This is a genomic window from Candidatus Nanopelagicales bacterium, from assembly GCA_037045355.1.
Lineage (GTDB): Bacteria > Actinomycetota > Actinomycetes > S36-B12.
The window spans coordinates 1-13783 of the sequence record JBAOHO010000016.1 but is presented as its reverse complement, the minus strand read 5'-3'; the positions used below and the strand labels follow the sequence as shown (position 1 = coordinate 13783).

General features: G+C 67.4%; 17 protein-coding genes. 9 read left to right on the top strand and 8 right to left on the bottom strand.

Features of this window, described 5'->3' with window-relative positions; all coding sequences use genetic code 11:
* Positions 1-83 precede the first annotated feature (83 nt).
* Positions 84-1604, top strand: a complete 1521-nt coding sequence (locus V9E98_09850; protein ID MEI2717281.1) for a gamma-glutamyltransferase — start codon at positions 84-86, stop codon at positions 1602-1604.
* Positions 1605-1781: 177 nt separating this feature from the next.
* On the opposite strand, the gene V9E98_09845 is transcribed toward V9E98_09850, so the two are convergent.
* Positions 1782-3071, bottom strand: a complete 1290-nt coding sequence (locus V9E98_09845; GenBank protein MEI2717280.1) for a transposase — start codon at positions 3069-3071, stop codon at positions 1782-1784.
* Between V9E98_09845 and V9E98_09840 the strand changes: the two genes are divergently transcribed.
* Positions 2974-3966 carry an IS5 family transposase gene (locus V9E98_09840; GenBank protein MEI2717279.1) on the top strand — a complete coding sequence of 331 codons (993 nt, stop codon included), beginning with the start codon at positions 2974-2976 and terminating at the stop codon, positions 3964-3966. The two genes, V9E98_09845 and V9E98_09840, sit on opposite strands and share 98 nt — an antisense overlap.
* Before the next feature lie 29 nt (positions 3967-3995).
* On the top strand, positions 3996-4712 hold the full coding sequence (locus V9E98_09835) for a class I SAM-dependent methyltransferase (protein MEI2717278.1): 717 nt from the start codon (positions 3996-3998) through the stop codon (positions 4710-4712).
* 4 nt (positions 4713-4716) lie between these two features.
* Here the strand turns inward: V9E98_09835 and V9E98_09830 are convergent, their stop codons facing one another.
* Positions 4717-5268, bottom strand: coding sequence for a hypothetical protein (locus V9E98_09830; protein MEI2717277.1), 552 nt, complete (start codon positions 5266-5268; stop codon positions 4717-4719).
* 1 nt (position 5269) lies between these two features.
* Between V9E98_09830 and V9E98_09825 the strand changes: the two genes are divergently transcribed.
* Complete coding sequence (locus V9E98_09825; protein MEI2717276.1) at positions 5270-5422, top strand: hypothetical protein; 153 nt, start codon at positions 5270-5272, stop codon at positions 5420-5422.
* 376 nt (positions 5423-5798) lie between these two features.
* Positions 5799-6053: an acyl-CoA-binding protein gene (locus V9E98_09820; GenBank protein MEI2717275.1), complete on the top strand. Its 255-nt coding sequence runs from the start codon at positions 5799-5801 to the stop codon at positions 6051-6053.
* Between the two features lie 7 nt (positions 6054-6060).
* On the opposite strand, the gene V9E98_09815 is transcribed toward V9E98_09820, so the two are convergent.
* From V9E98_09815 to V9E98_09805, 3 genes are read right to left on the bottom strand one after another with little or no spacing between them, the layout of a single operon-like run.
* On the bottom strand, positions 6061-6312 hold the full coding sequence (locus tag V9E98_09815) for a hypothetical protein (protein MEI2717274.1): 252 nt from the start codon (positions 6310-6312) through the stop codon (positions 6061-6063).
* On the bottom strand, positions 6309-7271 hold the full coding sequence (locus V9E98_09810) for a patatin-like phospholipase family protein (protein MEI2717273.1): 963 nt from the start codon (positions 7269-7271) through the stop codon (positions 6309-6311). The genes V9E98_09815 and V9E98_09810 overlap by 4 nt, the downstream gene beginning before the upstream one ends.
* Positions 7199-8416: a hypothetical protein gene (locus tag V9E98_09805; protein ID MEI2717272.1), complete on the bottom strand. Its 1218-nt coding sequence runs from the start codon at positions 8414-8416 to the stop codon at positions 7199-7201. Before V9E98_09805 ends, V9E98_09810 begins: the two co-directional genes overlap by 73 nt.
* 301 nt (positions 8417-8717) lie before the next feature.
* On the opposite strand from V9E98_09805, the gene V9E98_09800 reads away from it, so the two are divergent.
* Positions 8718-9596 carry an LLM class flavin-dependent oxidoreductase gene (locus V9E98_09800; GenBank protein ID MEI2717271.1) on the top strand — a complete coding sequence of 293 codons (879 nt, stop codon included), beginning with the start codon at positions 8718-8720 and terminating at the stop codon, positions 9594-9596.
* On the opposite strand, the gene V9E98_09795 is transcribed toward V9E98_09800, so the two are convergent.
* Positions 9589-10323, bottom strand: a complete 735-nt coding sequence (locus tag V9E98_09795) for a DUF1275 family protein (protein MEI2717270.1) — start codon at positions 10321-10323, stop codon at positions 9589-9591. The genes V9E98_09800 and V9E98_09795 overlap by 8 nt on opposite strands.
* Positions 10324-10417: 94 nt before the next feature.
* Between V9E98_09795 and V9E98_09790 the strand changes: the two genes are divergently transcribed.
* Genes V9E98_09790 through V9E98_09780 form a run of 3 tightly spaced genes read left to right on the top strand, consistent with a single transcriptional unit; the run spans position 10418 to position 12288 of the window.
* A complete protein-coding gene (locus tag V9E98_09790) occupies positions 10418-11329 on the top strand; it encodes a hypothetical protein (protein ID MEI2717269.1) in 912 nt (303 codons plus the stop codon).
* Between the two features lie 28 nt (positions 11330-11357).
* Positions 11358-11786: an NlpC/P60 family protein gene (locus tag V9E98_09785; protein ID MEI2717268.1), complete on the top strand. Its 429-nt coding sequence runs from the start codon at positions 11358-11360 to the stop codon at positions 11784-11786.
* Positions 11787-11814: 28 nt separating this feature from the next.
* A complete protein-coding gene (locus V9E98_09780; GenBank protein ID MEI2717267.1) occupies positions 11815-12288 on the top strand; it encodes a M23 family metallopeptidase in 474 nt (157 codons plus the stop codon).
* 37 nt (positions 12289-12325) lie between these two features.
* Here V9E98_09780 and V9E98_09775 read toward each other — a convergent pair whose 3' ends face one another.
* Together V9E98_09775 and V9E98_09770 are read right to left on the bottom strand one after the other, a co-directional pair.
* Complete coding sequence (locus V9E98_09775; GenBank protein MEI2717266.1) at positions 12326-13318, bottom strand: hypothetical protein; 993 nt, start codon at positions 13316-13318, stop codon at positions 12326-12328.
* A gap of 124 nt (positions 13319-13442) precedes the next feature.
* The gene (locus tag V9E98_09770) at positions 13443-13631 is read right to left on the bottom strand and encodes a hypothetical protein (protein MEI2717265.1); all 189 of its coding nucleotides are present in this window, start codon (positions 13629-13631) and stop codon (positions 13443-13445) included.
* Positions 13632-13783 lie beyond the last annotated feature (152 nt).

Below are 13783 nucleotides of genomic sequence, written 5' to 3'. Positions count from 1 at the left end.
CTTCATCTCCGGCGGTGGCGCGTAGTCGGCGGTTGATCGTGGCATCGGAACCAAGGAGGAGGGCGACTCAGTAGCCTTGTCGAGTGAGCGAGTCCGCCAGCAGTGCCATCGGGGGGCGTCCGGCTGTCGCGCAGGGGCCGCCCGGATGTGCAGCTGTCGCCGCGGGAAGCCGTGACACCGCACTGGCGGCAGCGGCGGTGCTACGTGCCGGCGGGAACGCAGTCGATGCCGCGCTGGGCGGCATGCTCGCCGCGTGTGTGTCCGAAGTTGTCTTCACATCATTGGGTGGTGGCGGGTTCCTGATGGTCCGCGACCCCGAAGGCGCGACCGAGGTGATGGACTTCTTCGCCAACACCCCGGGATTGGGAGCGTCTGGGCCGGAGCGCGATCCAGAGTTCACACCTGTGACGGTGCGCTACCCGGGAACCGAGCAGGTGTTCCACGTCGGTCCGGGCTCGGTCGCGGTCCCCGGAGCCCTTTCGGGATTCCTCGATGCCCACCGACGCCACGGTCGGGCGCGGTTGTCCGACGTGGTCGCACCTGCCGTGGCGCTGGGTCGTGACGGTGCGGTTCTGGAACCGCTGCAAGCCGTGGTGCTCGATCTCGTGCGGGAGATCATGGCACTGACCGAGGAATGCGCCAGACTCATCAGCACGCCACACGGTCATGCACTCGCGGGCGACATGCTGCACAACACGGACTTCGCCCGATTCCTGCGACGTATGGCCGACGGCGAGGTCACGTCAATGACCTCGTTGCCGTTCGCAGACCCGCTGCTGGACCTCATGCGCCACACCTCGGGACATGTCACCGAGGAGGACCTCGCCACCTATGAGGTGATCGTGCGCGAACCGCTTTTGGTGGAGCGTAACGGCAGCATGATCGCCATGAATCCGCCGCCCGCCTTCGGGGGATTGATCATCGGCGAGGCGCTCGGGGACCTCGAGTTGATCGATGGCAGTCCGCTGTCGTGGGTCGACGTCGTCAATGCCCTGGCCGAAGCGACCCGATCGAATCGGGTGGCGGACCTCGCGGAACAAACGCCCCAGGTCAAGCAGGGCACGACCCACATCAGTGTGGTCGATGCCGACGGTCTCATGGCCAGCATGACGACCTCCAACGGCGCCGGATCCGGGGTCGTACATCCGGGCACCGGCATCCACCTGAACAACATGCTCGGCGAGGAGGATCTGAATCCCGGGGGGTTCCACTCGCTGCCGCCGGGCCTGCGGATGGGTTCGATGATGGCGCCGGTCATCGTGGCGGGCCCGGACGGCTCGGTCACCGGCATGGGGACCGGCGGAAGCGAGCGCATCCGGTCGGCACTGTTGTTGACCCTGCTGCGCCTGGTCGACCTGGGTGTCGGCATCGATGACGCGGTGGCAGGACCGCGACTACATCCCAACGATGCGGAGGTCCAGTTGGAGCCGGGGTGGGACCCCCGCGTGCCCGACCTGCTGCGCAACCGTGGACCCGTCAACATCTGGCCGGCCCAGAACCTCTTCTTCGGTGGTGTCCATGCCGTGCGCCGGGAGGCCGACGGGAGTGTTGTCGCCGTTGGTGATTCCCGCCGTGCGGGTGCTGCCGTGGTCGTGCCGCTCTAAAGCCTGTCGACAAATAGTCGCAGCGCCCTTCTCGGGCGTCCCTGTCACGCTGCTGCGTGGCGGGTTCCCGCGTCGCTGGGGCTGGTTTCACGGGCGCGTGCGCGCCGGCCAGAGCCGTCCCCTCGGCAGGCGTTGGTGTCCGGGCCGGTCGCTTCTCGGTCCCGGGCCGCCTGGGCGTCAGCCCACGCGGCGAGGTTGATCGCTGCGTTGCGGTCGCGGTCCAGTTCCAGTCCGCACGCCGCGCACCGGTAGGTGCGCTGCGCGAGGGTGAGGTCCGGGTCGACCGCGCCGCAGCCGGAGCAGGTCTTCGACGATGGGAACCACCGGTCCACGGTGACCACCTGACCGCCGCGCCAGTCCTGCCGGTAGGTGATCAGCCGGGCCAGTTCGGTCCAGGCGGCGTCGGAGATGGCTGCTGCGAGGCGGTGGTTGGCGAGCATGCCTTTCACGTTGAGGTCTTCGACGGCGACCCTCCCCCGCAAGCGGGGGGACCCCCAGGTATTGGGCCAGCGTGTTGGCGGCGGCGTGCAAGACGTGGTGCCTTCGGTTCCTGGTCTGCTGGTGGTGCCGCCCGAGCCGGGCGGCGGCCTTCCTCCTGTTCCTCGATCCTGTCGGTTTGCGGGTGACGGCTCGGGCCAGCCGCCGCTGCTTGGCTTGGGCGTGTTGCAGGTGCCTCGGCGCGGGGATGCGCGCTGCCTCGGCGCCGTCGGCCGAGGCAGCCACGGCCAGGTCGTGCAGACCACGGTCCACACCCAGGAACCCGGCAGCTTCTACCAACTGCTGGTCGTGCCGCTGGGCCTGGTGCAGGTCGGCGGCTTCCACGTTGAGGCTGACGAACCAGCGGCCCGCGCGCCGGGACACGGTCGCGAACAAGATCCGGCCGCGGCCAGTGGCGATGAGGCGCCGCAGCCGGCGGGTGTCGTCGTGGACCTTCACCGCGCCGGCACCGGGCAGGGTCACCGACCGGGGTCGGTCGCCGTCACCGACGCGGATCGGCGGCTTGCCGCCCTTGGGGTGCTTGTTGCGCAGTCGGAACGACTCGACGGCCCTTCCCTTGCGCTTGAACCTGGGGAACCCGACCCGCCGCCCGGCCCGGTCGCCCTTGCGGGACGCGGTGAACGCCGCCAGCCCCTTGCCGAGATCGACGGCTGCTTCCTCGAAGACCTGCTGGCACACCTGCGTGCGCCACGCCAGGCCGGTCACCTGCACCTCGGCCGTCCCGGCGCCGTCAACCACGAACAACCGTCCCGCGTCCTCGGTCTTCTTCCACGCGTTGAACGCGTTGATCAGGTCGAACCCGGTCCAGGGCACCTTCACGCCGGGATCAGCCTGTTTGGCGGCGAGCGCGTGCTTGACCAGCCGCAGGCACGTGTTGCTCGCGAACCGGGACGCACCGGCATGGCGGGCCAGCGCCGTGTCCTGCTCGACCGTGGGGTCGAGGCAGAACCGGAACGTCGTGTGCCGCACGAGCACAGACAACCACATACCCCCGACAAGCCCGTGGAACGCGCGTGCTGAGGCCGGTATCAGTCCCGGTGTCGGAGGGTCCTGCTATCAACGGCGGTCATGTGACCGAAACCCGTACCCGTCCGACCTGACCGACTCGGCCTGGACCGCATTGGAGCCGCTGCTCACCCGCGACATCACTCTTCCCGGCCGCCGGATCGACCCCGACCGGCTGCGCGAGTACGTCGACGCGATCCTGTACGTACTGCGCACCGGCTGTCCGTGGCGGCACCTGCCCCACGACTTCGCCGTCGAGTGGCCAGCCGCCCATCAGCAGTTCATGCGTTGGACCAGGCGCGGCGTCTGGGACTCGGCATTGGTGAAGCTGCGTGAGCAGACCCGCCTGGCCGACGGCCGCAAAGCGGCTGCGACCGGCGCTGTGGTGGACTCGTCCTCAGTGAAGGCCAGCCCTGTGCCAGGCCAGCGCGGGTTCGACGGGGCCAAGAAGATCGACGGCATCAAGCGGCATATCTTGACCGACACCGCCGGGCTGCTGCTCGCCGTCGAGGTGACGGCCGCCAACGAGCAAGACCGGGCCGTGCTGCCCAGACTGCTCGACGTTGCGAAGTCCTCCTGCCCGGGGATGGCCAAGGTGTGGGCGGACAAGGGCTACACCGGTCCGGCAACGCGAGAGCTCGCCGCCAAGACCGGCATCGACATCGAGATCGTCTCCGGTCCGAAGCCGCCGCCCGGCACCGGGTTCCTCGTGCAACCACGCCGCTGGGTCGTCGAACGCACCCACGCCTGGATCAACCGCAACCGGCGCATGGTCCGACAATGGGAAGCCACCCTCGAAGCCCACACCGGCTTCCTCATCCTCAGCCAGATCGCACTCCTGCTGAACCGGCTCACGTGATTTGTCGACAGGCTTTACGCTTGCTCGCCATGGCCCACCGTATCGCCGGTAGTTATGGCACCGACGCTCCGTACGTTCCGATCATCAGCGCCGTCGCTGGCGCCGCGATGCTTGGTTATGGCCTGTTCGCGGGCGGCGGAGTGTTTGCCGTCGTGGTGGCCGTACTGCTGCTCGCGCAAGCCGCGTTGTACATGTACGTGACCAAGGACGGTAAGTTCACGGTCTGGCGGGAACTCATCGAGGGCCTGAACCTACGTGGTGACGAAACGGCACTGGACATCGGCTGCGGTCGCGGCATGGTGCTCATCACCTTGGCGCAGTACCTGCCGTCCGGTCGGGCCGTGGGGCTGGACCTGTGGCGGTCGAAGGACCAGAGCGGGAACAGCGAAGAGGCGACCATGGCCAACGCCGCCGCGAACGGCGTGGCCGAACGGATCGAACTGGTCACCGGCGACATGTCCGACTTGGGGCAGTTCCCCGACGACACGTTCGACGTCGTGACCGCCAGCGTGGCAATCCAGAACATCAAGGACGCTGCGCTGCGGGAGCGGACCGTTCGCGAGATGCTGCGGGTCACCAAGCCCGGCGGTCAGATCCTGATCGCGGACATCCAGTACTCGCAACAGTACGAGGAGGTGCTGGTTGCGGCGGGCGCCAAGGACGTCGAACGGCACAGCCTCGGCCTTCGCATGATGTACGGCAACCCGTTCTTCCTGTCCCGCATCGTGCGGGCGACGAAACCCTGATCGGTCAGGTGTCGGCGCGCAGCGCCCGCCACCAGCCGTCGACGCAGTCCCACGCGGTACCGAGGATGACCAGTACGGCGACTCCCTGCTGGATCGAGGTGGCGGAGTCGGCCGACACGTCCCACCCCATGGCTGCCGCGAACGCCGGATTGAGGACCGGCTGAGTCACGAGGAGCCACACCAGCGGGATCGCGAAGGCCGCGTTGACGATCGTGTTGCCGATGGCCAGGGGCATGGTCCAATGACCAACCGCGGCCTTGATCAGCTCGAACAGCACGGCGACCGACAGAACCACCACAAAGAACGGCAGCCAGAAGTCGGCGAGCGAGGGATCAAGGAACGGTGTCGCAGCCAAGTCGGATGCGGTGGTGTCCGCCAGTCCCATCTGCCAGGTCAGGAAGCAGATCCCCAACAACTGCACGAAGACCGCCGCAATGGTGTCGCCCATGCCGATGCTGCGATCGGCGGGCTCGGGCAGTTCGGCCACCGTCCATTCCTCGTGAGCCGCGGCCAGGGTCTGCGGCGATCCATACCGTTCCACCAGTGCGAAGGCCACAGTGGTCCAGAACGCGACCTGGATCGCCACCGCGACGAACAACCCCGCCGCGTTGAGTGGCTACCTGTCCGAGTGGGGTTCCGGTGAACGACTGCACCACGCTGACCACCACGGCGACGGTGCCGGGCACCACAGCCGAGCAGCAGTCGCATGAGCCGCCAATACCCGCCATACAACTGGGGGCCGATCAGGTAGGCGGGGCGTCCGCCGTACGTTCGACGGCCACCAGAAGTGGATCACCGAGTTCAGTCAGCGCAGCGGATTCGGCGGTAGTGATTTCGACTCGCCCGCAGCGGCATGCTGGGCCACGCTCGCTGGAAATGGAATCCCGTAGGTCGTGCTCCACGTCGGCTCGGTCAGCGGTAGGGAACCCGGTGGAGAACCTCCGACACATAGCGGTCAGTCAGCTGGGACATGGAGATCTCCTCTCCTACCTCAACTGTATGACCGCGCGGGTGGTTGCGGTTGCCACCCCGGTCGGGCAACGGGAATGATCACGACAACCCCTTCCCCACCTCCAGGAGTAGTCCATGTCAGACCTCGATGAGCGCTTCGAAGCCGCCGTCGCCGCCTCCAAGACACTGACCACAGCGCCCGACCAGGACACGATGCTCAGCATGTACGCCCTGTTCAAGCAGGCCAACGAAGGTGATGTCTCCGGCAAGCGCCCCGGCTTCACGAACCCGGTCGGCCGCGCCAAGTTCGACGCACGCGAGAAGATCTCCGGCATGTCCGCGGATCAGGCCAAGCAGGACTACATCGCACTGGTCGACTCGCTGAGCTGATCGCCGCTCACGGCTCGTGCAACTCGGGCTGGGTCGCCCAGGCGTCGGCGTCGTCCGGCAGCCTGAGCCCCAGCCCTCGCCAGGTCGTGAGGGAGTCGGCCACGAGGTTCTTGGCGCTCGCCAAGGCGTCGTCGTGGGATTTGCCCGACCCGCCCAGACCTGCCTCCAGGTACCACGACCGCACCCGCCCGGTCACGATCACGTCGGCCAGTTGGTGTGCCCGAGCTCCGATCGTCGTCGGCCAAAGCCGCCGTTTCACCGCAGGCGCGTAACCAGCCGTAGTCCATCGTGATGGTGAGCAGCCCGGGGTCGGTCTCGAACGTGCTGATCGCTGTGACGGTCGGGTCGATCATGGTGATCGACACCCCAGTTGGCAGTCGGGCCTGCAACATCACGCTGTTGCTGGGCGTAGAACGCGACCGTGGCCTCAGCTCGCATGCCGACCTCCAGCAGGTTCGCCGTCCGGTAATCGATGCGGGGCGGCGGGCAGTGAAGCGGGTCAGCCAACACCAAGAAGACATTTGTGGCGCCAAGAGCGACAGCTGGCTCCAGGGGAATGTTCTGCACGACGCCGCCATCGACGTAGACGTCAGAGCCGATCGGCCGTGGCGGAAACACCATCGGCACGCTCGATGACGCCAGCAGCCCGCTGATCACCCCTGGTTGGTCGTCACCCGTTCCGGCGGGTGTGACAGCGTCGGATTCGACGGCCGTTCCCGACTCCGTGATGTAGCGGGGACACCCGTCGTTGAGCGCGGTGATCGTCAAGCGCAGCCGCACCCCGTCCCGCGCAACGGCGCCCTCGTCGATCGGCGCGGGCCCCGTCCCGGGGGTGGTGCCGCGGAATGCCGCTTCGAGCGGATCCAGCAGCATGATCGACCGGCTATCCACGCCGAACTGCTTCATCGCCCGGTGCTGAGCGGGGAGATTCGCCACCAAGGACTTGAGGTCCTCCCACCCCTGCCGGAATGTCAGTGGTGCGGGTCCGGCCCCGGCCAGGACGTCGGTCCCCTGTGGTGCGGTCGGGTCCGGTGGGATCGGCGGGCGGGTCTTGCCGCGGATCAGGTGCTCGATGTCCTCGCCCGCGCTGGTGCCGTCCAAGGCGGCGAGCCAGGGTTGCTTGACGAATGCGCTGTCCTTGACACTCATCCGCAGGATGTCGTCGCGCAGAGTGCCGGCCACCGAGTCCCACTCCGCGGGGGTGCGGGCCTGCGCGATGACCGTGGCGCAGATGGCGCCGGCCGACGTGCCCGTGATGATCTGCGGCAGTCACGCTGTCCATGTCGGATCAGGTAGTCCAAGGCGCCTGCGGAGAACGCGCCCTTGGCGCCGCCCCCGGACAAGACGAATGCGGTGACGGGATCCGTTGTGGATGCACTCATGGGAAAGGCCTCACAGGGTGATCCTGCCAGGGTCCGCGCAGCGCTGACGCCGACCGGACCCGAAAGGCCAGTCGGCGCCGAGCGCTGCGGCGGCAGGTCGCTCACTGCTGACGCACCGGTCCAGTGCCGCAGGTCATAACCGACGTGGTCCTCGATCGGCAGGTCCGACTGGACGACGTGGGTGAAGTGCCGACCGGCGCTGTCCTGCACGAGCAGCCCGAGGCGGCTGGGAACGTCGATCCAACCGTCAGCCACCTTCTGGCGAGGTGTCTTGCTGATGGTCCAGTCGCGGTCCAACCCGACGTCCTTGGCGTCGATCGGCAGTCCCTCGACGAAGTCGCGCTGCACGGGGATGTAGCCGATGACTGAGACGCCGATCAGATCGTCGTAGTCGCCGCCGGACTTCCACACGTAGCTCCAGATGTGGTCCAGGTTCAGCAGGATGTCCCAGACGTTGACGGTGACCTTCTGCACCTTGGCGTTGATCGCGGCCATCGCTTGGGGGAGCTTGTCGAGGTCGACGGGAACGGCCGCCGCCTCGAACACCGGGGTGACCTTCTGGATCATCATGGTGCGCAGCGTGTTCATGAATGCCATGAGTGTCTTCTGGCCGCTGAAGTCACCGTCGAACGCGAAGCTCACGACCATGACGACATCGGCGGGCAACGGACTGCCCGTGTCGTAGGCCTTCTCCGCGTCAGCCGCGGACAGGTAGCGCACAGCCATGGTGCCGCCGCCGATGGCATGTTTCGCAGCGGTGAAGTGCGCGTCGCCCTGGTCGTTGGGGACGGGCACCCAGTCCCCGTTATCGACGCCTGAGTCGAGCTCCCGAGGTTGCTCCGACACCCACGCCGTACGGGTCGAGTCCTTGACGCCCAAAGTGGTTCGGATCATCAGGTTGACCACAATCGGTTCGTCACCGTTCTGGTTCCAGTCCTGCTCCTCTCCCTTCCAGACTTTGACGTCGTCGACGGTGATCATCGGTCCCTGTCGAGCGGGAGACCTGACTGGTGGGGGCGGCCGACGCCAACGGTGGCGCCAGCAGGGACAGGCCCAACAGGCTCGCCAGCAGGGCCAGGAGCCAGTGGCGGCCCCGACCGGCCTTGGTGGTGGGGTGAGTGGTGGTCATCGTGATTTCCTCTCGCTTCGGACGGGTTGGTGGTGGTGTCGCGATGCGACTCAGTGCGGTTCATAGGACCGATGTCCCCGCGAGTGCTGACCAGAAACGACGCCACCGTGCCGGAACGTTCCGGCCGACACCACACCCTGCGAGGATCGGGGGATGCGCTTCGGAGTCCTGCTCATCCCGACCGATCCCTGGCCGCAGGCAGTGCGAAGGGCCCGCTACCTGGAGTCGCTCGGCTTCGCTCACCTCTGGACGTACGACCACCTGTCGTGGCAGCGCTATCGCGACGATCCCTGGTTCGGCGCGATCCCCTGGCTCACCGGAATCGCCGCCGCCACCAGCACCATCCGACTGGGCACCATGGTGACGTCGCCCAACTTCCGTCACCCGGTCACGCTGGCCAAGGACGCGATGACTCTGGACCACATCAGTGCCGGCCGGGTGTCGCTGGGAATCGGCGCGGGTGGGATCGGGTTCGACGCCACCGTGTTCGACCAACCGATCCTGACGCCGGGGCAGCGGGCCGCCCGTATGCGCGACTTCGTCGAGGTGCTCGATGAGTTGCTGCGCAACCCCGTCGTTTCTGGTGACAACCCGACGTATCCGGTTCACGAGGCCCGCATGATCCCCGGCTGCGTCCAGCGGCCGCGGGTTCCGCTCGTCATCGCCGCGACCGGACCCAAGACGATCACGCTGGCTGCCGAACGCGGGGACGCCTGGCTGACCGAGGGCGATCCCACCGACCCGGAGCCGACCCGCGACAGTGCGGAGTCGGCGATCCGACGGCAGGTGCAACTCCTCGACGACAAGTGCGCCGAGGTCGGTCGGGATCCGGCATCGATCGACCGGGTACTGCTGGTGAGCAACCGCGCTGAGCGGCCGTTGACCGACATGGCAACGTTCGCGGACTTCGTGGCCCGCTACGAGGCGCTGGGATTCACCGACATCGTGCTGCACGACCCGAGGCCGGCCGACCCCTACTGGAACGACGACCCGGCCATGATCGAAGCGGTGGCCGCCGAATTCGTCAGTTGACCGTCTCGGGGCGAGGGCGAAGTCGAACCTGACGGACCGCTGCGGCGATGGCCAGGAACGCCGGGATCACTCCGACGAGTGCCGTGTACTCGGCGAACAGGCCCGACCCCACCCACAGCGAGCCGAGGACGAACCCGAGGACGAGGATCGCGGCCAGGTACGTGGTCCGGCTCAGCCCCCGCCATGTTCCCGATGCGGAGCGTGGGCCGAACAGGCCGGTCGCCGCACTGAGGAACTGTCCGGTGTTGGCCGTGATCCACATCGACACGCTGGGCAGAAACAGCATCGCGGCCGCCAGGCACGCCAAACTCGTGCTCGCGGTGGGGATCAGCAGAGTCGCCGGAAGGTCGGCGTACTCGATGATCAGGGTGAGGACCAACAGCACGGTGGCCAGCAGCAGCGGCGCCAGGACCCGCATGCGGTCGTGGGCGTCGAAGCGGAGGCCGAGTCGGTTGCCGAGCACGACACCCACGGCCGCCCCCAGCAAGGATTCCGCGGGCAGCAGTGCTGTCGGACGATCGCTGAACAGGCTCGTGGCGACGAGGACCAGGTTGCCCGCCTGATTGGACGTGAACACGCCGAAGCGTTCATACGTCGACGTGTCGACAACTCCGATGGTCCACGCTGACAGGAATGTCGCCGCCAAATCGAACCGGAAGGTCGTGCTGGCAACAGCCTCGCCGACTTGGCTCGGCGGACCGTGGGCTGCCGACTCCGGAGTGCTCATTCCCCCACGGTAGGGACTCGGGGCGGCTGGTGAGTGCGGGTTCCGCGTCGCCGCTGACAGCGCCATTTCGTCTGGTTCGTCCCGGGATGCGACGATGGTGCTGACGGGGGATCTGTGGACATTCGCCTGCGCGTCCTTCGTCAGCGAGTCAAGATGGCCAGACGAACCGACAGTGGATGTAGTGACCGGAGACCTGATGCTTCCCCCATGGCTTCGCCGCCCGACCGCGCTCGCATGCGCCGTCGTGTGCTGCGCGGTCGTGTTGCCCACCGCATCAGCAGGGGCCGCCGCCGAGCCGAGTCCCGCCGCCGCTGACCCCACCGACGACATGACCGCGGGCCTCGCCCCGCTGTTGGCCGAGGTCGACCAGGCCCGCGCGGACCGACTCGCCGCCGACCAGAAGTACACCGAGGCGGTTGCGGCGGTGACCCGGGCCGAGAAGCGCGTGACCAGCGAAAAGGGTGTCGTCGCCGAAGCCCGCGACATCGTGGGTGCCTACGCTCGGGCCGCGTACCAATCCGGCCCGACCGACCTCACCTTCATCGCCGGCCTGCTCGAGGCGGACTCCCCGATCGAACTCATGCGTCGCGCCGATACTGCAGAGCGAGTGGGCACCCGCAAGGACACTGCCTACGACGCGGCGCAACTCGTTCTGGCCAAGGCGCAACAGGCGGCGGTCCGGGCCTCGGAAAGCCGCGACCGCGCCTCCGAGGCAGCCGCACGAGCGGCCGCTGACGAGGCGGAAGCCCTGGCCCAGGTCAGCGAGTACACGAGTCGGATGGGCCGACCAGTTGGCCGCCGATCTGGACGCCGCGAACGATCAGGATGCCGCCAACAGCGCTGCGGCGCAGGCCTGGGCGGACTGGCTGAGCCGCCCCGAGGCGGCTGGCGCCCCCACCGTCACAACCGCCATGGTGCGCACCGGTCAACAACTTCCCGACGGGGTGACGGTCAGGAAGTCGGCCCCCGGGCTGGCCTTCTGGAACCCGGATGCCGGTGCGGGTAAGGCCAACCGGAACGCTCGCGGTGGTTCGGTGATTCTGCTGCCCGACCGTACGGTGCGCATGGCGACCTACGCCGTGTCCCGCATGGGTGCGGGGTACTCCTGGCGACAGAACACTCACGACACGATGGACTGTTCCGCGTTGGTTGACCGGGCCTGGAACATCCCGTCGGCGGGAGCAGATGCGGCCACGGCGGATCGTCCGACCGTGCCCGACGGTGTTCCGGGTCTGGCGCGCGACATGCGGCTGGTTGCGACTGACACGATCGCGCCGGGGGATGTCGTGTTCTACCTGGACGTTGATCACGGCGTGAACCACGCGGGAATCGCCGTGACTCCGGACACCATGATTGCCGCCGAACCACTTACCGGCGGAGTCAATGCCGTTGCCATCGACACCGAGCGGGTCTGGCGGGTGGGGCGCCCGGCCGCGAAGCCCAAGCCGCAGGCCAATCCCTGAGGCGGCGGGGCAGATGTTCCAGTGCGGCGTGGACCCGGACGACCTCGCGCACCTGTCACCCGCGGGCAAGTGGTTCTTCCCGACTGACGACCCTGATTGGCGCGAGGAACGCGTCAACCCCGGCACTGAACCGGGCATGCGTCTCCATCCCGTTCTGGGCTACGCGCGTTGCCATGATGGCTGGGACACCGGCGACGGTGCCGGCGAACCGATCCACGCAGTTGCCGACGGTGTGGTGGTGCTGTCGCCGAACAACGGCGGCGCCGGCAACATGGTCACCATCAGCCACGGCGGCGGCGTCGAATCGATCTACATGCACCTGTCGGAGTTCGCGCCCGGAATCAATGGCACCGTGGTCAAGCGGGGTCAGGTCATCGGCAAGGTCGGCACCACGGGATTGTCCTCCGGGCCCCACCTGCACTTCCAGACGACTGTCGATGGTCAACCAGTCGATCCGCGGCACTTCTTCTACGGCGACCCCCTGAAGCCCGCCTGCGGCTGAGGCGGGACATCCGCTGCCGCTGACCGGGGACGTTGCGTCAGGCGAGTTCCTGCGGTGCCTTGTTCCGGCCCCGGCCGGCGATGATGCCGGCGCCGGCGATCACGATGCCCACGACGATCAGGATGATGAACGCCCACTTCAAGCGGTCCAACAGCGTGGTGTAGAACACGTCCGCCGCCGCCGCGAGCGCCTGGTTGTCGAAGCGGTTCTCGATCGCGCCCTGACCCAGAGCGAGCGCGATGGCCAGCAGGAGACCGTTGATCAGCACCGCCGCCCCGACCAGCACCGTCATCCTGCGGCGCCGCGGCGAGATCAGGATCGCCGCCAGGTACAGCAGGATCGGCACCACGATCAGCCACGCGGACAAGGGGTCGGCGAAGCGGTAGATCGTCTGCGCCTGCTGCAGTTCCTCGCCGTTCATCAGCACGATCTGCCGGTCCGCGGCGGGAACCTCGAGGTTGGCCGCCTGCTCGATGCCTCGATCGACGAGGCCTTGCTTGACCTTGTCGATGATCGGCGCGGTGTCCAGCACCAGTTGGCCATTCTCGACCTGGGTCATGTCGCCTTCGAGCACCTTGATCAGGACGGTCTGAAGCGCCCGGTTGACCGTGACCCACAGTTCCTGGAACTGCTCGGTCTCCATGATCTTCAGCGTGACGTCGTTGATCAGCGCCGGAAGGCTCGACTCCAACGTGGTCTCGATCTTGGTGAGTGCCCGCGGGTTCTGGATGAACTCACCCACGGTTTCCTCGACGATCGCGTCGATGTCGAGGTTCTTGGTCACCGCAGCGCTGACCTGCTGGGCCACGGCCTTCTGGATCTGCGCGTCCGCCGCGAGTGGCCCCACAGTCTCGACGTAGGTGGCGGTGTCGAGGAAGGTCCGGTGACCCCAGAACGCCACCACCGACGGGATGGTCAACAGGAACGCCAAGAGCAGGCAGATCCACGCGATGACCCCACGACCCCGACTCGGTCGCTTCGGCTCGGTCGTGGGCGGAGGCTCGGCCATGATCTGATCCGTCAAACTCATGGTGGGTCGACCCTTCTGTACTGCCCGTGGCTGTCGGGAAGCCTAGCGACCAGGAACGTGTGGGATGTCGGCGATCGAGAGCGTGCCGAAACGATTCGGAGTGAGTCGGGAAGCCAGGGGATTGTCAGTGGTGGGTACGACGACTGTCTGGCGTGACGCCGCGCTGAACCGGCAACGCGGGGCAGTTCACCGGCCCGGGCCGTCGGGGATCGAGTACGGGGCGATCAGTGCGCTGCATGACGCGATGCCAGCCCACGACCATGGCCGCGATGAGGGCCAGCCAGGTCACGCCCACGGCCATCACGATGCTCATGTGAGATCCCGCCCCTCCTTCGGGTGCGCTCCGACGGTAGCCATCGCACCACCCGTGTAGGGGGACATCGACCGAATTTTCCGCAACCTTGAGGAGAAATTCGCCCTTTGGAGCTTCTCGGTGACGGGCTGGCCGCGGTGTGTGACGGATGC